The organism is Lentzea waywayandensis, assembly GCF_900115955.1.
Classification (GTDB): domain Bacteria; phylum Actinomycetota; class Actinomycetes; order Mycobacteriales; family Pseudonocardiaceae; genus Lentzea; species Lentzea waywayandensis.
In genome coordinates this window covers 198507-218599 of record NZ_FOYL01000007.1, presented here as the reverse complement: position 1 = coordinate 218599, position 20093 = coordinate 198507, and the positions used below count along the sequence as shown (strand labels likewise).

21 protein-coding genes are annotated in these 20093 nt (G+C 69.7%); 12 read left to right on the top strand and 9 right to left on the bottom strand.

The genetic code is table 11. The features are described 5' to 3' along the window. Positions 1 to 120 precede the first annotated feature (120 nt). Positions 121 to 2988: an AfsR/SARP family transcriptional regulator gene (locus BM417_RS26490; protein ID WP_093599908.1), complete on the bottom strand. Its 2868-nt coding sequence runs from the start codon at positions 2986 to 2988 to the stop codon at positions 121 to 123. 250 nt (positions 2989 to 3238) lie between these two features. Beyond that, positions 3239 to 5035, bottom strand: a complete 1797-nt coding sequence (locus tag BM417_RS26485) for an AMP-dependent synthetase/ligase (protein WP_093599905.1) — start codon at positions 5033 to 5035, stop codon at positions 3239 to 3241. A gap of 98 nt (positions 5036 to 5133) precedes the next feature. Here BM417_RS26485 and BM417_RS26480 point away from each other — a divergent pair, with 98 nt between their 5' ends. Genes BM417_RS26480 through BM417_RS26455 form a run of 6 tightly spaced genes read left to right on the top strand, consistent with a single transcriptional unit; the run spans position 5134 to position 9396 of the window. Beyond that, the gene (locus BM417_RS26480; RefSeq protein ID WP_093599903.1) at positions 5134 to 5514 is read left to right on the top strand and encodes a polyketide cyclase / dehydrase and lipid transport; all 381 of its coding nucleotides are present in this window, start codon (positions 5134 to 5136) and stop codon (positions 5512 to 5514) included. 58 nt (positions 5515 to 5572) lie between these two features. Further along, positions 5573 to 6361 carry a metallophosphoesterase family protein gene (locus BM417_RS26475; protein ID WP_177320615.1) on the top strand — a complete coding sequence of 263 codons (789 nt, stop codon included), beginning with the start codon at positions 5573 to 5575 and terminating at the stop codon, positions 6359 to 6361. Between the two features lie 23 nt (positions 6362 to 6384). Then, complete coding sequence (locus BM417_RS26470) at positions 6385 to 6825, top strand: SRPBCC family protein (RefSeq protein WP_093599897.1); 441 nt, start codon at positions 6385 to 6387, stop codon at positions 6823 to 6825. Then, positions 6822 to 8030 carry an ArsA family ATPase gene (locus BM417_RS26465; RefSeq protein ID WP_093599894.1) on the top strand — a complete coding sequence of 403 codons (1209 nt, stop codon included), beginning with the start codon at positions 6822 to 6824 and terminating at the stop codon, positions 8028 to 8030. The genes BM417_RS26470 and BM417_RS26465 overlap by 4 nt, the downstream gene beginning before the upstream one ends. 14 nt (positions 8031 to 8044) lie before the next feature. Further along, complete coding sequence (locus BM417_RS26460; protein WP_093599891.1) at positions 8045 to 8398, top strand: hypothetical protein; 354 nt, start codon at positions 8045 to 8047, stop codon at positions 8396 to 8398. 14 nt (positions 8399 to 8412) lie between these two features. Then, the gene (locus BM417_RS26455) at positions 8413 to 9396 is read left to right on the top strand and encodes an ROK family glucokinase (RefSeq protein WP_093600700.1); all 984 of its coding nucleotides are present in this window, start codon (positions 8413 to 8415) and stop codon (positions 9394 to 9396) included. Between the two features lie 110 nt (positions 9397 to 9506). On the opposite strand, the gene BM417_RS26450 is transcribed toward BM417_RS26455, so the two are convergent. From BM417_RS26450 to BM417_RS26445, 3 genes are all read right to left on the bottom strand, one after another. Continuing rightward, positions 9507 to 10283, bottom strand: coding sequence for an aminoglycoside N(3)-acetyltransferase (locus BM417_RS26450; RefSeq protein WP_218164567.1), 777 nt, complete (start codon positions 10281 to 10283; stop codon positions 9507 to 9509). Positions 10284 to 10506: 223 nt separating this feature from the next. Beyond that, a complete protein-coding gene (locus BM417_RS49910) occupies positions 10507 to 10638 on the bottom strand; it encodes a hypothetical protein (protein ID WP_281251354.1) in 132 nt (43 codons plus the stop codon). A 66-nt stretch (positions 10639 to 10704) separates the two neighbouring features. Beyond that, on the bottom strand, positions 10705 to 11154 hold the full coding sequence (locus BM417_RS26445; RefSeq protein ID WP_093599885.1) for a hypothetical protein: 450 nt from the start codon (positions 11152 to 11154) through the stop codon (positions 10705 to 10707). Positions 11155 to 11399: 245 nt separating this feature from the next. On the opposite strand from BM417_RS26445, the gene BM417_RS26440 reads away from it, so the two are divergent. The 5 genes from BM417_RS26440 (at position 11400) to BM417_RS26420 (ending at position 16095) form a co-directional block, all read left to right on the top strand. Beyond that, positions 11400 to 12134: a lysophospholipid acyltransferase family protein gene (locus tag BM417_RS26440; RefSeq protein ID WP_093599882.1), complete on the top strand. Its 735-nt coding sequence runs from the start codon at positions 11400 to 11402 to the stop codon at positions 12132 to 12134. A 21-nt stretch (positions 12135 to 12155) separates the two neighbouring features. Beyond that, on the top strand, positions 12156 to 12668 hold the full coding sequence (locus tag BM417_RS26435) for a polyadenylate-specific 3'-exoribonuclease AS (protein WP_093599879.1): 513 nt from the start codon (positions 12156 to 12158) through the stop codon (positions 12666 to 12668). A 75-nt stretch (positions 12669 to 12743) separates the two neighbouring features. Then, positions 12744 to 13772, top strand: coding sequence for a 6-phosphofructokinase (locus BM417_RS26430; RefSeq protein WP_093600697.1), 1029 nt, complete (start codon positions 12744 to 12746; stop codon positions 13770 to 13772). 167 nt (positions 13773 to 13939) lie between these two features. Continuing rightward, positions 13940 to 14296, top strand: a complete 357-nt coding sequence (locus BM417_RS26425) for a putative quinol monooxygenase (protein WP_093599876.1) — start codon at positions 13940 to 13942, stop codon at positions 14294 to 14296. Between the two features lie 2 nt (positions 14297 to 14298). Next, positions 14299 to 16095, top strand: coding sequence for an FAD-dependent monooxygenase (locus tag BM417_RS26420; RefSeq protein ID WP_093599873.1), 1797 nt, complete (start codon positions 14299 to 14301; stop codon positions 16093 to 16095). Positions 16096 to 16129: 34 nt separating this feature from the next. On the opposite strand, the gene BM417_RS26415 is transcribed toward BM417_RS26420, so the two are convergent. The 4 genes from BM417_RS26415 to BM417_RS26400 form a co-directional block, all read right to left on the bottom strand. Next, entirely contained in the window at positions 16130 to 16495 is a 366-nt protein-coding gene (locus tag BM417_RS26415; protein ID WP_093599870.1) for a nuclear transport factor 2 family protein, read from the bottom strand. Continuing rightward, complete coding sequence (locus tag BM417_RS26410; RefSeq protein ID WP_093599867.1) at positions 16492 to 16950, bottom strand: cupin domain-containing protein; 459 nt, start codon at positions 16948 to 16950, stop codon at positions 16492 to 16494. The genes BM417_RS26415 and BM417_RS26410 overlap by 4 nt, the downstream gene beginning before the upstream one ends. Then, a complete protein-coding gene (locus BM417_RS26405) occupies positions 16910 to 18415 on the bottom strand; it encodes a flavin-containing monooxygenase (RefSeq protein WP_093599864.1) in 1506 nt (501 codons plus the stop codon). The genes BM417_RS26410 and BM417_RS26405 overlap by 41 nt, the downstream gene beginning before the upstream one ends. Before the next feature lie 77 nt (positions 18416 to 18492). After that, entirely contained in the window at positions 18493 to 19275 is a 783-nt protein-coding gene (locus tag BM417_RS26400; RefSeq protein WP_093599861.1) for an IclR family transcriptional regulator, read from the bottom strand. A 39-nt stretch (positions 19276 to 19314) separates the two neighbouring features. On the opposite strand from BM417_RS26400, the gene BM417_RS26395 reads away from it, so the two are divergent. After that, on the top strand, positions 19315 to 20085 hold the full coding sequence (locus BM417_RS26395; protein ID WP_093599859.1) for an SDR family oxidoreductase: 771 nt from the start codon (positions 19315 to 19317) through the stop codon (positions 20083 to 20085). Positions 20086 to 20093 lie beyond the last annotated feature (8 nt).

Below are 20093 nucleotides of genomic sequence, written 5' to 3'. Positions count from 1 at the left end.
ATGCGCGATGTATTGGATATCGCGGAACTCTGGGCCAGAGAAGACAACGTTGTCATCCGTGGCCGCGATTTGCGGTATATGGCATATCGCGTGGTGCGATGTATTGGATATCGGTGAGGGTCAGGCGAGTTCGCGAGCCCGGTTCTCCAGGGCGCGCAGTCCGAGTTCGGCGCCGCGTCGCGCGGCCTGCTCGGCGGCGGACCGGGAGTCGGCGTCGCGGTCGAGGTCCCGCAACACCACGGCGAGGTCGATCAGCGCGCGGACCTCGCCGGACGCGTAGCCGATCCGCCGGGCCGTCGCTAGGGCCTGTTCGTACAGGTCGGCGGCGGTGTCGAGGTCGGACAGGGCGCGGCGGATCTCGCCGAGCGTGATCCGGGTCGTGGTCGCCACCTGCTGGTCCCCGCCGTCGGCGACCAGGGACAGGGCGCGCGAGGCCAGGGACAGGGCCGCCTCGGTGTTGCCGGAGGAGAGTTCCAGGGCGGCGAGGTTCTCCAGGGTCTCGGCCTCGCCGGCGGGGACGTTGCCGATCTCCAGAGCGCGGTCGAGGTGGGTGCGGGCCTCGTCCAGGCGGCCCTGCAGGCGCAGGGCCATGCCGAGGTAGGTGTGGCTGTCGGCGTTCGGGGCGAGGGCCAGGGCCTGCGAGAAGTGCTCGACGGCGCCGTCGATCTCGCCGAGTTCCACGGCGAGCTGGCCGAGGTTGTACAGGCCGGTGCTGACGCTGTCCGCCGGGGCCGAGCGCAGCATCTCCAGGCAGCGGAGCAGGGCGTCCTTCGCGGCGGCCAGGTCTCCAGAGCGGCGGTGTACGAGGCTGAGGTTGTTCAGCACGCTCGCCTCGGCGTCCTTGTCGCCCAGCGCCCGGTACAGCTCGATGGCGTGGTCGTGGTGCTCGACGGAGCGTGCGTACTCGCCCAGCCGCAGGTAGAGGGTGCCGAGGTTCGCGTGCATCGCCGCCTCGGCCGGGCGGTGCCCGGACTTCTGCGCGGCCAGCAGGCCGTGGTGCGCCGTCGCGAGCCATTCGCCGACGTGCTGGCCGATCCAGAGGTAGCCGCGCAGCGCGTCGGCCAGCTGCCAGGCCATCTCCGCGGGGCCGTGGTCGGCCGCGTGCCGGATGGCGGCGATCAGGTTCGGGCGTTCCGCGTCGAGCCACGCCAGCGCCTCGGCGGACGTCGAGATCCGCGGCGCCGGTCCCGAGGCCGACGACGGCAGCCGCACGATTCCGGGGTAGAGCAGTTCGGCGCAGCGTTCGACGCCGCGCAGGTAGTGGTTGAGCAACGCCGCCCACGACGCCTGCTGCTCGGACGGGCTGTCCGACTCCTCGCGCAACGTGGCGGCGTAGCGGACCAGTTCGTCGTGGAACCGATAGCGACCCGGTACGGCCTGCACGACCAGACGCGCGATCGCCAGCACCGTCAGCAGGCCCTCGGCGTCCACGTCGGCCAGCGCGGAGGCGGCCTCCGCCGTGAAGTCCGGTCCCGGCACCAGTGACAGCAGCCGGAACAACCGCTGCGGCGCGGGAGGCAGCGCGGCGTAGGCGAGCTCGATCGGCGAACCGGAGATCGACACGTCGTCCCGCCCGGCCAGGTACGCCGCCGCCACCCGCAACGCCAGCGGCAGGTGCCCGCACCGCGACGCCAGCTCCGCGTGGTCACCGGGCCCGAGCAGCTTCGTCAGCAACGACGCGGACTCCTGAGCCTCGAACACCTCCACCGGCACGGTCCGCGCGCCGTGCATCGCGATCAGCCCGCGCAGGTCGTCCCGCGACGTCACGATCACCCGGCACGACGCCGTCCCCGGCAGCAGCGGCCGCACCTGGTCGGGCGCGGAGGCGTTGTCCAGCAGCAGCAACATCCGGCGCCCCGACAGCAACGACCGCAGCATCGTGCTCTGCTCGTCCGCGTCCGGCGGGATCTCGTCCGGCGGCACGCCCAGCGCCCGCAGGAACCGCGACAGCACGTCCAGCCCGTCCGCGGGCGCCCCCAGTGCGTACCCGCGCAGGTCGACGTAGAGCTGCCCGTCCGGGAACCGGTCCCGCAGCAGGTGCGCCACGCGCACCGCCAGCGTCGTCTTGCCCACTCCCGGCGGCCCCGCCAGCGTCACGATCGGCACCGACCCGCCCGCGATCAGCCCGGAGATCCGCTCCACGTGCCAGGATCGCCCGGTGAAGTCCGCGATGTCGTCCGGCAGCCGCAGGGGCGACGCCGGCGCGCGTTCCGGCTCCCGCGTCACCACCGGCGCCGCCAGTTCCCTGGCCCCCACCAGGATCGCCTGGTGCAACGCCCTGAGCTCGGCGGACGGATCGATGCCCAGCTGGTCGTCCAAAGTCCGGTCGAGCTGCCGGAACGCTTCCAGCGCCTCCGCCTGCCTGCTGCAGCGGTACAGCGCGAGCATCAGCTGTGCCCAGAACCGCTCCCGCAACGGGTGGTCCCGCGTCAGCGCGAACAGCTCCGGCACCACGTCCGCGTGGTTGCCCAGCGCGAGCTCCACGTCGATCCGCTGCTCGTGCACCGTCATCAGCAGCTCGGTCAGCCGCGGCGCGTGCTCCGAGTACAACGTCTCCGAAGGCACGTCCGACAGCACCGGCCCGCGCCACAGCTCCAATGCCTCAGCAAACGCTTTCCGCGCCGTGACCAGGTCCTCTGACGACGACGCCGCACGTCCGCGAGCCGCCGCGTCGGCGAACCGATGCGCGTCCACGGCCAGCGGGTCCACTCGCATCCGATAGCCGTCGGCGGCCGTCTGGATCAACGACGGATCACCCAACGCCGCCCGCAGCCGCATCACGTACGTCTGCAACGTCCCACGCGTGCGTGCGGGCGGTGTGTCCCCCCACACGTGCTCGACGAGTTCCGTCACGGGAACCACGCGGTTCGGCCGCAGCAGCAACGCCGCCAGCAACGCCCTGTGCTTGCCCGCGCGCAACACGACGGCGGAACCGGCCAGGCGCACCTCCATCGGGCCGAGCAGCCGGAACTGCGGACCCGAAGCCATCGCCTACCCCTCGTGCGTGCCAGATGATCCCCGTCTGACTCACAGCCTATTAGCGCACTGTCGCCAAGTGACATCGGCGCGTCAGCGATACGTCAGCGCCATACGGCAATCTTCTTCATGTCCCGGTCGGGGGGCCGGGGCAACACACTTCTCGGGTTCCGCGGAAAGTTCGCGGATCACGATCGCTGGGGGTCGAAAGGCCCAGGAGCACTCTCTCAGCTCCTGGGCCTTTCGCGCATTTGACCTGCGGTTACTTCGCGTAGATGGCGTCGATGTCGGACGCGTAGGTCGTCGCCACGACAGAGCGCTTCAGCTTCAGCGACGGCGTCATCTCGCCGCCAGCCTCGGTGAAGTCCACCGGCAGCACCCGGAACTTGCGGATCGCCTCGGCCTTGGACACCGACTTGTTCGCGTCGTCCACCACGGCCTGGATCTCGGCCAGCAGGTCCGCGTCCTCGATCAGGTCGGGAACCTCGGCCGACGCGGGCTTGCCGTGCGACTCCTTCCACGACGGGAAGAACTCCGGGTCGATCGTGATCAGCGCGCCGATGAACGGCTGCTTGTCGCCGACGACCATGCACTGCGAGATCAGCGGGTGCGCCCGGATCCGGTCCTCGAGCTGCGCGGGGGAGACGTTCTTGCCACCGGCGGTGACGATGATCTCCTTCTTGCGGCCCGTGATCTTCAGGAACCCGTCGTTGTCGAGCTCGCCGATGTCACCGGTGTGGAACCAGCCGTCCTCCAAGGCCTCCTTGGTGGCGGCCTCGTTGTTCCAGTAGCCGGTGAACACGATGTCGCCCTTGATGAGGATCTCGCCGTCCTCGGCGATCTTCACCGACGTGCCGGGCACCGGCAGGCCGACGGTGCCGACCTTCTCCTGGCCGCGGAACGTCACGCACGCCGCCGCCGACGTCTCGGTCAGGCCGTAGCCCTCGTAGACCGGGATGCCCGCGCCGCGGAAGAAGTGCGACAGCCGGTCACCCAGCGGCGCGCCACCGGAGACCGCCGCGATCGCGCGACCACCGAGGGCGGCACGCAGCTTCGTGAACACCAGCTTGTCGAACACCGCGTGCTTGATCCGCAGGCCCAGGCCGGGACCGCCGTTGTCGAGCGCCGAGCTGTACGCGACCGACGTCGCCTCGGCGGCGTCGAAGATCTTGCCCTTGCCGCCGGCGTGCGCCTTCTGCTTCGCGCCGTTGTAGACCTTCTCGAACACGCGCGGCACCGCGACGACGAACGTCGGGCGGAACTGGCCGAGGTCCTCGACGAGGTTCTTCACGTCCGCCGTGTGGCCCACGGTCGCCCGCGAGTACACGCACGCCAGCGCCAGAGCACGGGCCAGGATGTGCGCGAGCGGCAGGAACAGCAGCAGTGAGTTGCCGGCCGTGAGGATCTCCGGGAACCGCGACAGCGCCGACCGCACCTCGGACAGCAGGTTGCGGTGCGTCAGCGTGCAGCCCTTGGGGCGGCCGGTGGTGCCGGACGTGTAGACGAGCGTCGCCGTCTGGTCCGCCTGCACCTGCCCGCGACGCTCGTGCACCTGCTCGTCGGTGATCTCGGCACCCAGCGCGGTCAGTTCGTCGACCGCGGCCGCCGCACCGTCGATCTGCCACACGTGGCGCAGCTCGGGCAGCGTGCCGACGACGTCGTCGACCATCGCGCGGTGTGAGGACGCCTCGACGAACACCGCCGTCGCGCCGGAGTCGGACAGGATCCACTCGATCTGGTCCGCCGACGACGTCTCGTAGATCGGCACCACGACGCCGCCCGCCGCCCAGATGGCGAAGTCGAGCAACGACCACTCGTAGCGCGTCTTGGAGACCAAGCCGACCCGGTCGCCCAGTTCGAGGCCGGCCGCGATCATGCCCTTGGCGACTGCCATCACCTGCGCGGCGAAGTCACGCGCGGTGATGTCGATCCAGGTGCCGTCGACCTGCCTGCGGAAGCTGACGGCGTTGCCGAAGCGCTCCGCGTTGGCCCACACCATGTCGGTGAGGTTTTCCTCCGGAGCCACAGCGGCGGTGGCGGGGACGCTGAACTCGCGCACGTCAACCTCCGTACGGTGAAATGTTACTGGTGGGGAAACTTAGCGTGTGATTCCGGCGATACAAAGGTTGGTACGCCCTTCCGTTACCTTTTGTCCTCATGGCCAGCGTGGACGTCGTCGACGAGACTTTCCTCGCGGTACCACCCAGCGTGGTCGCCGCCGCCTTCTCCCCGCCCTCGTCGTGGCGGGCTTTCTGGCCTGATCTCGAACTGGACGTCTACGCCGACAGGGGCGAAGAGGGGTTGCGCTGGACCGTCGGCGGAGCGCTCGTCGGCACGATGGAGATCTGGCTCGAACCTATGCTCGACGGCACTGTTCTGCACTACTTCCTCCGCGCTGATTCTCCGGCCGGGTCGCTCACGCCGCGCAACGCCCGCCGCGAAGTGCAACGCCGTCAGCTCGACGCGAAGTCCGTCGCGCTGGGGCTCAAGCTGACTCTGGAGGACGGTCGCCCGGCCGGCTGCCCGCCGGCAGGGTGATCTTGCTTGACATGCGTCTCACAGAACACCCCCATGCGGCGTCAACTAAGTTGGAACCGTGCGGGTTCACGTGGTCTCGGATGTGCACGGCAACGCTGAGGCGCTGGCGCGCGCCGGCGACGGGGCGGACGCTCTCGTCGTGCTCGGCGACCTGATCGACTTCGTCGACTACTACGACCATTCCAAGGGGATCCTCGGCCGCGTCTTCGGCGCGGAGAAGGTCGGGATCTTCGCCGAACTGAGACGCGGCACCCGGCGCGCGGACACGGCGAGCTACATCCGATCGCTGTGGGACGGCCTCGCCGACGCCCGTTCCGTCGTGGAAGAAGCGGTGCTGGAGCAGTACCACGCGTTGTTCAGCGCCATGTCCGCGCCGACGTACGCGACACCGGGCAATGTGGACAGTCCGCACCTGTGGCCGCAGTTCGCCCGTGACGGCGTGCACGTGCTCGACGGCGAGGCCGCGGAGATCGGAGGGCTGAGGTTCGGCTTCGCGGGCGGCGGGCTGATGGTGCCCGGCCTGGTCCGCAACCCCAACGCGCCGTGGTTCCCGTACCTGCGCACGGAGGAGGACATGGCGTCCGCGCTGGAGCGGATGGGCCAGGTCGACGTGCTGTGCACGCACATACCGCCGCTCGTGCCGGAACTGACCTACGACGTCGTCGCGCGCCGTCCCGAATGGGGATCACGGGGCGCGCTGGACAAGATCGTGCGTGAGCGTCCGCGCTGGTCGGTGTTCGGGCACGTGCACCAGCCGTTGGCCAGGCGCGTGCGCGTCGGCTACACCGAGTGCGTCAACGTCGGGCACTTCCAGCGCAGCGGCAAGCCTCACGTCCTCAACTGGTAAAGACGCGAGTAACCTCCTCACACATGGCCGACGAGTCCACTCAGTCCATCGTCATCGACGCTCCGCCTGAGAAGATCATGGCGATCATCGCGGACTTCCCGTCGTACCCGGACTGGGCGAACGGGATGAAGGAAGTCGAGGTCCTCGACTCCCGCGACGACGGCCGTGCCGAGCAGGTGCGGTTCGCGATCGACCAGGGTCCTGTGAAGGACGAGTACACCCTGAAGTACGACTGGGCCGCCGATGGTCTGTCGGTGAAGTGGCAGCTCGTCAAGGGCACCATGCAGAAGGCGCAGCAGGGCAGCTACGTGCTGGCGCCGTCCGGTACCGGGACCAAGGTCACCTACACGCTGTCGGTGCAGCTGGTGATCCCGATGATCGGGCTGTTCCGCCGCAAGGCCGAGAAGCTGATCCTCGACACCGCGCTCAAGGAACTCAAGAAGCGCGCGGAGAAGGCGGCTTGAGCCGGGTCCTGCTCTTCACCGGCAAGGGCGGGGTCGGCAAGACGACGCTGTCGGCCGCGACGGCCGCCTCGCTGGCCGCGCACGGCCGCAAGGCGCTCGTGGTCTCCACCGATCCCGCGCACTCGCTGGGGGACGCACTCGACGTGCGTCTCGGTGCCGAACCGTCCGAAGTAGACGGTTCGGGCGGCTTGTTCGCGTGTCAGATCGATCCTCGTGGTCTCGTCGACGAGGCCTGGGGCGATCTGCGCGGTCACCTGCGAACCGTTCTGGCGGGCGCCGGTGTCGACGAGCTCGACGCCGAGGAACTGACCGTGCTTCCCGGTGTCGAGGAACTCCTCGCGCTGGCGGAGGTGCGGCGGCTCGCGTCGTCCGGGCCGTGGGAGGTCGTGGTCGTCGACTGCGGGCCGACCGCGGAGACGTTGCGACTGCTGTCGCTGCCCGAGGCGTTCGCCGGCTATCTCGAACGGCTCTTCCCCACGCACCGGCGCGTGGTGCGCGGGCTTCTCGCGGGCGTCGCCGGAACCGGCACCGTCGAGAAGTGGGACGCGACGGCCGACGCGCTGAGCCGGCTCGCCGAGCGGCTGGACGCGTTGCGCTCGATGCTCACGGACTCGTCGTCGTGCTCGGTGCGGCTGGTGCTGACGCCGGAACGCGTCGTCGCCGCCGAGACCCGGCGCACGCTGACCGCGTTGGCGTTGCAGGGAATCCGGGTCGACAGCGTGATCGCGAACCGGCTGGTGCCCTCGCCGGGTGCCGCGCGCGGTGCCGCCGCTTCCTGGCTGCGCACGCGTCGCCACGAGCAGGACGCGGTGCTGGCCGAGCTGACCGGGATCGGTGAGATCCGCACGGTCGACCACCGCGCGTCGGAGCCCGTGGGCGTGCCGGCGTTGCTGGAGGTCGCCGAGCAGCTCTACGGCGACTCGGACCCGTTGCCGGGGGCCGCTGTGTCGGAGACGTTGCTGGAGGTGTCGGGCAGCGGCCGTGGACTCGACGCCCGATACTCCCTGCGGATCGCGTTGCCGCTGGCCGACGACACGGAGCTGGACCTCGCGCGCGTGAGCGACGACCTGGCGCTGACCGTCGATGGCCGGCGTCGGCTCGTGGCACTGCCGTCGTTGCTGAGGCGCTGCATCGTCACCGGTGCGGAGATGGACTCGGGTGGCGTGACGGTGGGGTTCCGCCCGGACCCTTCCCTCTGGCGCTGATCAGGAGCTTGTAGATGACCCAGGACAACACCGGCAAGCTCGCCGAGGAGCTGCGGCTGCTCATCGACACGGCCGCTGAACGCATGCAGCCGTGGCTTCAGCGCGTCTCCGAGGCCGGCGACGGCGCGCACACGCCCGAGACGTGCGGCTGGTGCCCGTTGTGCAACGGCGTCGCACTGTTGCGCGGCGACCGTTCCGAACTGGCCGCGAAGGCCGCCGAACACGCGGCGGGCCTGGTGGCGGTGCTGCGTGCCGCCCTGCGCGAGCCCGGTGCCCCGCCTTCGCCGCCTGCGGGTGACTCCGACGAGCCCGTGCCGGACGCGGGACAGCGCGTGCAGCACATCAAGGTCGTCAGGAAGACCGACTAGTGCTCACGGTCGGAGTGGACATCGGTGGCACCAGCGTGCGCGCTGGCGTCGTGGACCCGCGCGGTTCGGTGCTGGACACCTCGCGCGCCCCCACCCCGGCAGGCGAGCGCGCTCTAGAAGACGCGATCGTCGCCGCCGTGGAGGAGGTGGCGGACCGTCACGCCGTGAGCGCCGTCGGACTGGCCGTGGCGGGCTTCATCGCCTCAGACCGTCGCACGGTCCGTTTCGCGCCCCACCTGGCGTGGCGGCAGGCCGACGTGGCCGACCGCATGAGCGACCGCCTGGGCATGCCGGTGGTCCTGGAACACGACGCGAACGCCGCCGCCCTAGCCGAACACCGCTTCGGCGCCGCCCGAGGCGCCAAGACCGCCGTCCTCGTCGCCATCGGCACGGGCATCGGCGCCGCGCTGCTGCTCGACGGCGAGGTCTTCCGCGGCGCGTACGGCGTCGCCCCCGAACTGGGCCACCTGCGCGTCGTCCCGGACGGCCGCCCCTGCCCGTGTGGCAAGAACGGCTGCTGGGAGCGCTACTGCAGCGGCACGGCCCTGAGCGCCACGGCGGTCGAACTGCTCGCCAAACACCCCGGCGTCTCCACCGTCCTGGCCCGCGAGGCCGCCGGCGACTCCCGCGCGGTGACCGGCCGCCGAGTGGCAGGCGCGGCTCGCGACGGCGACCCGCTGGCCAAGCGCGCGATGGCCGACCTGGCCCGCTGGCTCGGCGAGGGCCTGGCGCTCGTCGCCGACGTCTACGACCCCGAGGTGATCGTCATCGGGGGAGGGGTGTCGACGTCGGCGCCGCTGTTCCTCGACGACGCCCGCGAGCGCTACTCCGCCGTGGTGACGGGAGCGGGCCACCGGCCGCTGGCCCGGATCCGCACCGCCCAGCTCGGTGACGACGCCGGCATCGTGGGCGCGGCGACCCTGGCCCGCGAGATGGCCGCCCAGATGCCCCCCCAGACGGCCTCACGGGCGTCGAAGAACCACTCGCGCCGCTCCTGACCCGCTGCGCATTCCGCACCGATATATCAGTTCCCGCGACGCTGCTGACTTGCTGCTTAGCAATGACTCTTTAGACTTCGTCCGCAAAAGACTCATTGCTAAGGCTCGGGTCATGCGCTCAGGAGCCGGCCGAGCCGCTTCGCAGCGAAGTCGATGAAGGGAACGGCGTCCACGAGTTCACAGCCGGCAGCTCCGATGACCTGACGACGGGTCTGTCCTTGAGTGGCCCAGTCGGCACCCACCCGCGGGAAGTGGGTGTTGTCGTCGTTGCCGACGTCGGGCGCTTCGACCCAGACCCGCTCCCCCTCGACGAGGTAGGGAAACCTGCGCAGCTTCGTCCGATGGACGGGCAACAGCGATTCCGCGTGGTGCAGGAACGAGTTGCGGTTGTGCCCGACACCGAGCAGCAGGATCTGCGCCCGTAGTTCGTAGAGCCTGCTGAACGGCGAGTCCGCCCCCAGCGCGTAGGCGAACGGCTGGTGCTCGGTGACGTACTCGGCGGCCGCGCCGAGCGCTGCGACCGAAACCTGCGGATGCCGGCTGCGCCGTCGGCCCGGTTCTGCCAGCACAGCGCTGCGAACGGCGCCCATGTCGGTGGGGAACGCGTCGTGGAACAGCGGCACACGCGCCCTCGCCGCCTCGATCTCGGGGACGCCGGCGGTGCGGCAGTCCGGATGCGGGTCGGTGATCACGTCACCGGTGAACGCGGGGACGACGACCGTGCCCGTCTTGCCCACGCACTTCCGCAGAGCGCGCAGCACCGTCTCGGCGCCTCCGTCCACCTCGCCGAACGCCGAGAGGGACGAGTGCGCGACGATCGTCGCGCCCCTGGCCACGCCCAGTGCCTGGAAACCTCGGTGCAGAAGATCGAAATCAACCCGTGTCACGGGATCGGCGTCCCGTCTGTTCAGCCCCACGAGGTCAACCGCACCAGACGTTCGCGCGGCTGTGCAACAGGTCTTTTGCGGACGAAGTCAAAAGACCTGTTGCAAAGGTGCTGTTCAGGGAGGCTGATATATCGATTGGGGAGTGTCGCGGCAGGCGTGTCGGGGTTGTTCACCCGCCGCGAACATCCAGCTCGAACGACCGGCCGGAGGGCCGGACCCAGATCTAGCGGCCGAGCAGGCGCAGGATGCGCGGGCGGCGGCGCTTGGCGCGCTCCGCGTCCTTCTTGCTCAGGGTCGCCATGGCGCGGGCCATCATCAGGTGCTGCATCTGGTCCATGTCCGACACGGTAAGCACGACCGAATCGTTATCTGAAGGTTTGAGTGGCTGTTATCACGCCGTTACCAAGCAAGACGTGACGTGTCACACCTGGGCGCCGTCGTCCCAGCCCGAGTCGGGCGGTGGGGTGTTGCGCATGCGCAGGATCAGCCAGCCGACACCCGCGCACAACGCGACCAGGGACAGCGGGGTGCCGATGCGCGCCTGGAGGCCGAAGATGCCGGGCGCGACCAGCAGGAGGATGCCCAGCACGAACAGGCCGAGAGCCGCGAGCGTGGAGGCGCGCAGCACCGGGAACGGCGGCGGCTCCGGCGGAACGTAGTGGTCCTCGTCGGCCGGATCCCGGCCTTCGGGCTCGTCAGCGGGCTCCGGTGCCGGTTCGTCGGCCACGATGGTGCGTGGTTCTTGTGGGCCCGCCTCGTCGAGGTCGAGCCAGTCCTTGCCGACCCCGTCCCGTTCGAGACCCGCGACGATCTCGGCAAAGAGCTCGTCGACGTTCTCCGGTCCGTCGGTCGAGTCGCGCCGGGCGTTCATCCAGAGCCTCTCCCACGTGCCGCCACCCTCTGACCCCACATCGTTGCACGGGCGGGATGTGTTGCGGGTTACGGCAGTCGGCCCAGTCCCACTCTCCGTCGCACTCCCGGGCACGCTTCCAGACGGGCACTTCGGCACGGCCGTGACGCACTACCTTGGGACTCGTTGTGTGAGGTGCGGTCGGCTCCGTAGGCTGATTGTCGGGATCAAGGTTTCGCGGGGTCTTAAGGGAGGCGCTTCCCAAGGTGCTGTACTGGTTGATGAAGCACGTCCTCCTGGGACCGATTCTGCGGCTGTTCTTCCAGCCGAAGATCATCGAGGGCGCCGAGAACATCCCGAAGGACGGCGGCGCCATTCTGGCGAGCAACCACCTCGCCGTCTCCGACTCGTTCTTCCTGCCGCTGATGCTGTCGCGGCGCATGACCTTCCCGGCGAAGATCGAGTACTTCACCGGCACCGGGATCAAGGGCAAGCTGCAGAAGTGGTTCTTCTCCGGCGTCGGCCAGGTGCCGATCGACCGGTCCAGCGCGTCCGCCGCGCAGGGAGCGCTCGACACCGGCGTGCGGATCGTGCGCGAGGGCAAGCTGCTCGGCATCTACCCCGAGGGCACGCGTTCGCCGGACGCCCGCCTCTACAAGGGCAAGGTCGGCGTCGCGTGGATCGCGCTGGAGTCCGGCGCGCCGGTCATTCCCGTCGCGATGTTCGGCACCGACAAGGCGAACCCCATCGGCTCCAGGATGTGGAAGCCGTACCCGATTCGCATCAAGATCGGTAAGCCGCTCGACTTCTCCCGCTACGAGGGGCTGTCCGGCGACAGGTTCGTGCTGCGGTCGATCACCGACGAGATCATGTACGCGTTGATGGAGCTCTCCGGTCAGGAGTACGTCGACGTCTACGCGGCGAAGGCCAAGGAGCAGACCGCCGACGTGCCGGAACAGGGCAAGAAGGGCGACCGGGTGCCCGAGAAGAAGGCGAGCTGAGCGCACCCCTAGGGTGTCGCGGTGCGGTTTTTCTACGACTGTGAGTTCATCGAGGACGGGCTGACGATCGACCTCGTGTCGATCGGTGTGGTCGACGAGGAAGGCCGCGAGTTCTACGCCGTGTCCACCGAGTTCGATCCCGATCGCGCGGGGCCGTGGGTGCGGCAGAACGTTCTCAACCAGCTGCCCTCGCCCGCGGACAAGGCGTGGCGCGGCCGCGAGCGCATCCGCGAGGACCTGCTCGACTTCCTCAACGCCCGCAACGCGGCGCGCGACGAGGTCGAGTTGTGGGCGTGGTTCGCCGCCTACGACCACGTGGCGCTGGCGCAGCTGTGGGGTGCGATGCCGGCGTTGCCGCGAGCGTTGCCCCGCTTCACGCGTGACCTGCGGCAACGCTGGGACGACGTCGGCCGCCCCAAGCTGCCGGCTCCTCCGGCGGACGCGCACGACGCCCTCGCCGACGCGCGGCACAACCTCGCGCGGTGGAAGGTGATCGAGGAGCAGCGGCGGAAAATCGGGTTTCCCGTCCGGTAAGTGAGACCCGCGTTGCTGCACCGATACAGCTCGTGACAGTCTGCGTGACACAGAACACGAGAGATGGGGAAGCAGATGCGCATCGGTGTGCTCACTGGCGGTGGTGACTGCCCCGGTCTGAACGCCGTGATCCGGGCCGTGGTCCGCAAGGGCATCAAGGCACACGGCTGGGAGATCGTCGGGTTCCGCAACGGGTGGCAGGGCCCGATCGAGAACCTCACCAAGTCGATCGACCTCACGGACGTCGAGGAGATCCTCACCCGCGGTGGCACGATCCTGGGCTCGTCGCGCACGAACCCCTACAAGGTCGAGGGCGGTGTCGACCGCATCCGCGAGACCATCGCGGCGAACCAGATCGACGCCATCATCGCGATCGGCGGCGAGGACACCCTCGGTGTCGCCAAGCGCCTGACCGACGACGGCATCGGCGTCGTCGGTGTGCCGAAGACGATCGACAACGACCTCGGCGCCACGGACTACACGTTCGGCTTCGACACGGCCGTGCACATCGCGACCGAGGCCATCGACCGCCTGCGCACCACGGCCGAGTCGCACCACCGCGCGCTCGTCGTCGAGGTCATGGGCCGCCACGCCGGCTGGATCGCGCTGCACTCCGGTCTCGCCGGTGGCGCCAACGTCATCCTCGTCCCGGAGCGCCCGTTCAACGTCGACAAGGTCGTAGAGCACGTCGAGCGCCGCTTCGAGAGCGAGTTCGCGCCGATCATCGTCGTCGCCGAGGGCGCGATCCCCGAGGGTGGCGCCGAGGTGCTGCACTCCGGTGAGCGCGACGCCTTCGGTCACGTCCGCCTCGGCGGCGTCGGCCAGTGGCTCGCGGAGGAGATCGCGGACCGCACCGGCAAGGAGTCCCGCGCGGCCGTCCTCGGCCACATCCAGCGCGGTGGCACGCCGACCGCCTACGACCGCGTCCTCGCGACCCGCTTCGGCCTGCACGCCGTCGACGCCGTCGCCGCTGGTGACTTCGGCACGATGGTCGCACTGCGCGGCACCGAGATCGTCCGCGTGAAGCTGTCGGAGGCGACGGCCGAGCTCAAGACGGTTCCGACCGAGCGTTACGAAGAGGCCGAGGTCTTCTTCGGGGCCTGATATATCGCATATTGGCTGACCGGATGCCGGGTGTCGACGAACAGTCGACGCCCGGCATCCGGCTTGTATACCGGGAGTGTCCCGCTCGCTGGGACTTCTGCTGTGATCGCGCGCTCGCTCGCTGCGATGGTGAATTCATCATCCGTTGAGCAGTCAAGGGAGACCTGATGAGCGACGCGCGAGTCGTCCTGCCCGAGCCGGACGCCGACGAGACAGGGCCCTACACCCACCTGGGATTCGCCACGGCCAAGCCGGGCCACGAGGACCAGGTGGAGGCACTGATCCTCGGCCTCGTGGAACCGTTGCGCGCCGAGGCGGGCGCTATCGAGTTCCACGTTCACCGGGACCGCGCGGACCGGTCGCAGTTCGTGATCTACGAGATGTTCCGGTCGAAGCAGGACCTGGAGAAGCACCTCGCCGAGCCCTACGTCCACGAGTTCCGGCGCGCGATCCAGCCGCTCGTGGAAGGACCCCTGGTCCAGCAGTTCCTGCGCATGTCCAGCGCCCTGCCGGAGGTGGGGTAGCCGTGGGCCTGCTGATCATCGCCATCGTCACGCTGCTCTTCCTCCTCACCCGCCGTCTGTGGGGCAGGTTCACCGGCAATCCGCTGCCGCAGATCACCGCACGTCCTGGCAGCGGCTTCCTGACCCGTCTGGGCAAGTCCCGGACCCGCCCGGTCAACCCGCCGCCGAAACCCAGGAGCACCACACCCCGGTCGTCCCACCACGACTGCGACGTGCTCGTCGTCGGCGCCGGTCCGAGCGGCCTGATGACGGCGGCACTACTAGTTCGCCAGGGCGTCAGGGTGTGCGTGGTCGACGCCAACGCCGGTCCCGCCACCGAGTCGAGGGCGTTCGCCGTCCAGGCCCGCACCATCGAGTTGTTCCGAAGCATCGGACTCGCCGAAGAACTGCTCGAACGCGGCGTCGTCACCACCGGCATCCGCTTCCACATCAGGGGCAGGCACGCCGGCGGCCTGGACTTCGACCGCGCGAAGGCGGCGACCACGCCGTACCAGTTCATCCTGATGGCGCCGCAGTCCGAAGTGGAGGAAGTGCTGCTCAAGGATCTCACGCGGCACGGCGTCACGATTCGGCGCGGTATGAGGCTCACCGAGCTGGAGCAGACCGAAGACGCCGTCACGGCGACGCTCGGAGAACGGACCATCACCGCCCAGTACGTCGTCGGCGCGGACGGCGCCCACAGCACCGTCCGGCAGCAGCTCGGACTCAGGTTCGACGGCGACAAGTACGGCCAGCGCTACCTTCTGGCCGACTGCAAGGTCGAGTGGCCGCTCGACCACGCGCACTTCCGGGTGTTCATGAACCGCGACCGCATCGGCCTGTTCCTGCCCCTGAAAGGCGCCGAGACGTCCCGCGTGATGGTCACCGACTTCGGCGATCCCGGAGCGGACTTCGACCTGGGGATCCTGCAGGACGAGCTGCGCAGGGCGATGAACCTGCCGGTCACCCTCAGCGCCCCGATCTGGACCAGCCGCTACCAGGTCCACCTGCGCGGCGTCGACGACTACCGCCGCGGCAGGGGGTTCCTGGTCGGCGACGCCGCCCACATCCACTCCCCGGCGGGCGGCCAGGGCATGAACACCGGGCTGCACGACGCCGCCAACCTCGCCTGGAAGCTCGCGGCGGCGACCAACGACGACGTGGACCTGCTCGACACCTACTCCGCCGAACGTCATCCGGCCGGCGTGAGGCTGCTGAAGTTCACCGACCGCCTCTACCGGGTCGCGGCGGGCCTGCGCGGCTGGCAGGCGTGGCTGCGCGACACGGCGGGGCCGTTCCTGATCGGACGGATGTCGGCGGCGCCCATCCCGCACCGCAAGTCGTTCCACCGCCTCTCGCAACTGAGTCTCGGCTACCGGCCCAGCGAGATCAACGTCAACGAGCTGCTCTACTCGCTCAAGGGTCCACTGGCGGGCCAGCGCGTTCCCGACGCCCGGATCAACGACCGCGAGCAGATGTTCGACCTCCTGCAGGGCTATCAGCTGCACGTGATCGCGTTGTCCCGCAAGCACCTCACCGCCACCGAGATCACCGAGCACACGACCGCGTTGAACGAGCTCGGCGCCACGAGCCACCTCGTCGCGCGCGTCGAAGCCAGGCCGGACGACAGGGTGCACCGCGCCGACTCGGCGCAGGTGTTCGAGCATTACGGCCTCACCGAGCCGACCTCGCAGGCCCTCTACGTGATCCGCCCGGACGGCCACGTCGCGTGGCGCTGCGACGAGCTCGACTTCGAGGCCTGCCAACGGTTCCTCGCGACGGTGCACCGCCCGGCCACACAGCAGATCCAAGCCGCGTAACGAGAAGAGGGGCCCGGCGAACCGGGCCCCTTCTTCACGCCATCGCCGGCGATATGTCCATGTGCACGCGATAGTCGACGATCTCCTCGCCGGACATCCAGATCACCGTCACACAAGGCAACGCGAGCGGTTTCCCATCCGGCGCCTCGGTCTCGATGGTGAACCGGCAGAACAGCTGGTCGCCGACCTCGGCGACCTGGTCGACCACGTGCCGCACCCACGGCAACGCTCCGGCGGCACCCGCGGTCGCCGCCACGACGGCCTCACGACCGATCAACGGCTCGTTGTTGCCGAACGTGTAAGTGGCATCGGCAGCGAACCAAGCGCCGAACGCTTCGGCATCACCGGAATCGACGGCGGCGCACATCTGCCGCACCATTTCGGCGCGACCAGTGCTCATGGCTTCTTCTGCAGCGAAAGCCCGTGCCGCACCATGATCTCCGCGACCAGCTTCATGTCACGCGGTCCCGGTGGCAGCTCCGACAGCGCCTGGTAGTAGTTCTCCAGCCCCGGCGGCGACACGACGGCCACCACACGCGTCTCCTCGTCGAACGGGTTGTGGAACATGTGCGGCACCCCGCGCGGCATCAGCAGCGAATCCCCTGGCCCCAGCACGTGTTCCTCGCCGTCCAGCTCGACGACGACCCGTCCCTGCACGCACGTGAACAGCTCGTCCTCGCGGCTGTGGATGTGCGTGGGCGGCCCGCCGAGGTTCGGCGGCACGACGTACTCGAACAGCGAGTAGGCGCCCTTGGTGTCCGCGCCGGTCAGCCGCGTGTAGATGCCCAGGCCGATCGCGCCGACGTTCGTGCCCTCACCGCTGCGGTAGACGTGATGCTTCACGGGGGTTTCCATGTTCTCCAACCTCATTTCGACTGATCCGGGCGAGCAACTGGGGCGTGACCTTGCGGTACGCGGAGGGCGCGACCGGGTTGAGCCAGTGCGACGCGCGGGTCATCCGGCCGATCTGCAGACCGAGGTCCGCGAGCACCTCGTCGGCGTTCTTCAGCGAGAACGGGATGATCTTCGTGCCGCGGCAGTGGTGCGTGTTCGTCGCCTCGTCCATGAACGCGAGCTGTGCCGTCACCTCCGCCCGGCGCGCGGCGGCGTCCGGCAGCGGAAGCGCTCCCGCGAGATCGGCCGCGATCCACAACGCCGCCATCTCCGCGTTGAGCGGGCTGAAGAACGACGAGTTGTAGCCGTTGAAGTAGAGCCCGGGCACGCCGATCGGCTGGATCTGCCGGTACAGCGCGAAGTTGCCGCGCTCGTCGAACAACCGCTCCTGCACGGCGTCCGGCAGGAACGGCACGCCCTGCGTGAACCCGGTGGCGCAGACGATCAGATCGGCCGGCAGCACCGCGCCGTCGGAGAGTTCCGCGCCACCCGCCTTGAGCCGCGCGATCGTCCTGTCGCGGTGCACGCGGATCGCGCCCGACTCGACGCCCTCGAAGAACCCTTCGGTGGCCAGGCCGATCGCGCCCTTGACGATGTCCTCCATCTGCCCGGACGGCACGAGGTCGTGCTTCGCGAGCCCGAACTGCCTGACCGACACCGATCCGAGCGAGTTGAGCATCGAGCGCCGCATCCTGTTCGCGGGGCCGTGCAGGAACTTCTCGAACCCGCGCAGCCAGCGGTAGCGGAACAGGGCCTCGCCCATGCGGGTCAGCAGCAGCATCTTGAAGTTGACGACGCCGCCGATCTTGCGCGGGACCTTCCACAGCAGCTGCCGCGCGATGATGTCGGTGCTCGCGGCGACACCGCTGATCGGCACCGTTACGTCGCACGCGGACTTGCCGTACCCGACGACGAGCGCGTGCCTGTCCCGCGCCTCCTCGACGTCGAGGAACTCGGTGCCCGCGAGCACTCGCCCGCCGGCCGCCTCGAACTCCTCACGGCCGGGAAACGCCGGCACGGACGGTTCGCAGAACACGCCGTTGGCCACGATCACGCTGTCGTACCGATACGTCGTGCCGGTGTGCGTGGTCAGGTCCCACGCGTTGCCGACGGGCACGACGGACGTCACCGTCGTCTCCAGGCGCAGGCACGCGTCGACACCGAAGTGCCAGGTGTAGGCCTCCAGGTACGCCTGCACCTGCTCGCCGGTCGGCCACTCCGGCAGGTCCTTCGGCATCGGGAAGTCCGAGAACGAGTACTGGGCCTTCGGGCTCTGCGTGGTGAGGCCGGGGTAGCGCCTGGTGCGGCTCCACACGCCGCCGACGTCCGGCGTCCGGTCGAACACCTCGACCTCGTGCCCTGCCTGCAGCAGCACCTTGGCGGTGGTGAGGCCGGCGACTCCGGCACCGATGATCGCGACTCGCATCCTGGTCCTCCTGAGTGAGGATGTGACGGACCACACTGTGGAGCGCTTCGCTGTCCACGGCCAACCAGAAGTCCCGGCTAGTGGGACTCCCAGCGACGGGTCGAGTAGGCGCGGGTCGCCGCCGCGGCCGCCATCCGCACGGCCGCCCCGATCCGGTCCGGCCGCACCGCCGCGCTGGGGCCGGTCACCGACAACGCCGCGGCGACCTCGCCGCCCGCGTTGAAGATCGGGGCCGCGATGCAGCTGATGCCGACGTTGCCCTCCTCCCGGTCGTAGGCCCAACCCTGGTCCGGGATCGCGGCGAGCTCGCGGCGCAACGCCGTCGGGCTCGTGATCGTGCGCGGGGTGCGGCGTTCCAGTCCGGCGGCGATCACCGCGTCCACAGTGGACGCGGCGGAGAAGGCGAGCATCGCGCGGCCCAGACCCGAGCAGTGCGCCGGGATCATGCCGCCGACCTGGTCGAGCATCGGCATCGGCCGGTGCCCGGTGATCTTCTCCACGACCAGCACCCGCGTGCCGTCGAGCACGCCGAGCTGGACCGTGACGCGGGCGGCCGCGTAGAGGTCCTGGAGGAACGGCAGCACGGCCTCGCGCAGCTCGTGCCGCACGGGCACCAGGCTGGAGAGCTTGAACAGGCCGGTGCTGATCCGGTAGCGGTCGCCCGGCTTGTCGAGCCAGCCCAGCTCGATCATGCGACCCGCCGTGCGGTGCACCGTCGAGCGCGGAAGCCCGGATCTGCGCACGAGTTCGGCGAGGCCCAGCTCGCGATGGGTGACGTCGAAGGCGTCCAGGATCGCCGCCGCGCGTTCGAGTGAACCGCTCGGCTCGCCTGACTGCGAGTCCCGGTCACTGGGACTCATCCTTGGTCGACCATTCGCACACGGCGACTGTAGGAGCTCATGGACGCAAACACCACGCGGGTCGCACTCGTCGGGGGCGGCGCCGGCGGAATCGGTGCGGCGACGGCCGCGGCGCTCGTCGAGAGCGGGCACCGCGTCGTGCTGGCCGGACGCACCGAAGCCACCCTCAAGGAGACGGCCGCGCCCCTCGGCGCCGACTACCTCGTCTGCGACCTCGCCGATCCCGGTGAGGCCACCGCTGTCGCCGGCGACGTCGCCGACCGGTTCGGCTCGCTCGACGTGCTGGTCGTGAACGCGGGCGGACCGTCGCCGGGCGGGGTCTTCGAGGTGCCGGACGCGCAGTGGCACCGCGACCTCGACCTGTTGCTGCTCGGGCCGCTGGCGTTGCTGCGCGAGGCGTTGCCGCTGATGGCACGGCGCGGGTTCGGCCGGGCAGTGGTGATCACGTCGACCGCCGTGCGGCAGCCGCAACCCGGCCTCGCGTCGTCGACGGTGCTGCGCGCGGCCGTGACGTCGGCGATGAAGCTCGCGTCGCGGCAGTTCGCGGCGAACGGCGTCACGGTCAACTGCGTCGCTCCCGGCGCGACCCTGACGCCTCGACGGCTGGAGGTGTTGCGGCGCAGGGCCGAGGCCGCGGGCGTGGACCTCGACACCGCGGCCGCGCACGACCTCGCGGACATCCCGGCCCTGCGTGCGGCGGATCCGAGCGAGATCGCCGCCGCTGTGGCGTTTCTGGCTTCACCGCAGGCCTCGTACGTCAACGGCACCGTGCTGACCGTCGACGGCGGCCGCACCGAAACCTCAGTCTGAAAGGGACG

Excerpts from the sequence above, each read along its gene's own strand:
- BM417_RS26460 (WP_093599891.1), top strand. The coding sequence starts at position 8,045 with ATGACCCAGGACAACACCGGCAAGCTCGCCGAGGAGCTGCGGCTGCTC.
- BM417_RS26405 (WP_093599864.1), bottom strand. The coding sequence starts at position 18,415 with ATGCGAGTCGCGATCATCGGTGCCGGAGTCGCCGGCCTCACCACCGCC.
- BM417_RS26470 (WP_093599897.1), top strand. The coding sequence starts at position 6,385 with ATGGCCGACGAGTCCACTCAGTCCATCGTCATCGACGCTCCGCCTGAG.
- BM417_RS26430 (WP_093600697.1), top strand. The coding sequence starts at position 12,744 with ATGCGCATCGGTGTGCTCACTGGCGGTGGTGACTGCCCCGGTCTGAAC.
- BM417_RS26395 (WP_093599859.1), top strand. The coding sequence starts at position 19,315 with ATGGACGCAAACACCACGCGGGTCGCACTCGTCGGGGGCGGCGCCGGC.
- BM417_RS26480 (WP_093599903.1), top strand. The coding sequence starts at position 5,134 with ATGGCCAGCGTGGACGTCGTCGACGAGACTTTCCTCGCGGTACCACCC.
- BM417_RS26410 (WP_093599867.1), bottom strand. The coding sequence starts at position 16,950 with ATGGAAACCCCCGTGAAGCATCACGTCTACCGCAGCGGTGAGGGCACG.
- BM417_RS26415 (WP_093599870.1), bottom strand. The coding sequence starts at position 16,495 with ATGAGCACTGGTCGCGCCGAAATGGTGCGGCAGATGTGCGCCGCCGTC.
- BM417_RS26400 (WP_093599861.1), bottom strand. The coding sequence starts at position 19,275 with ATGAGTCCCAGTGACCGGGACTCGCAGTCAGGCGAGCCGAGCGGTTCA.
- BM417_RS26490 (WP_093599908.1), bottom strand. The coding sequence starts at position 2,988 with ATGGCTTCGGGTCCGCAGTTCCGGCTGCTCGGCCCGATGGAGGTGCGC.
- BM417_RS26425 (WP_093599876.1), top strand. The coding sequence starts at position 13,940 with ATGAGCGACGCGCGAGTCGTCCTGCCCGAGCCGGACGCCGACGAGACA.
- BM417_RS26445 (WP_093599885.1), bottom strand. The coding sequence starts at position 11,154 with ATGAACGCCCGGCGCGACTCGACCGACGGACCGGAGAACGTCGACGAG.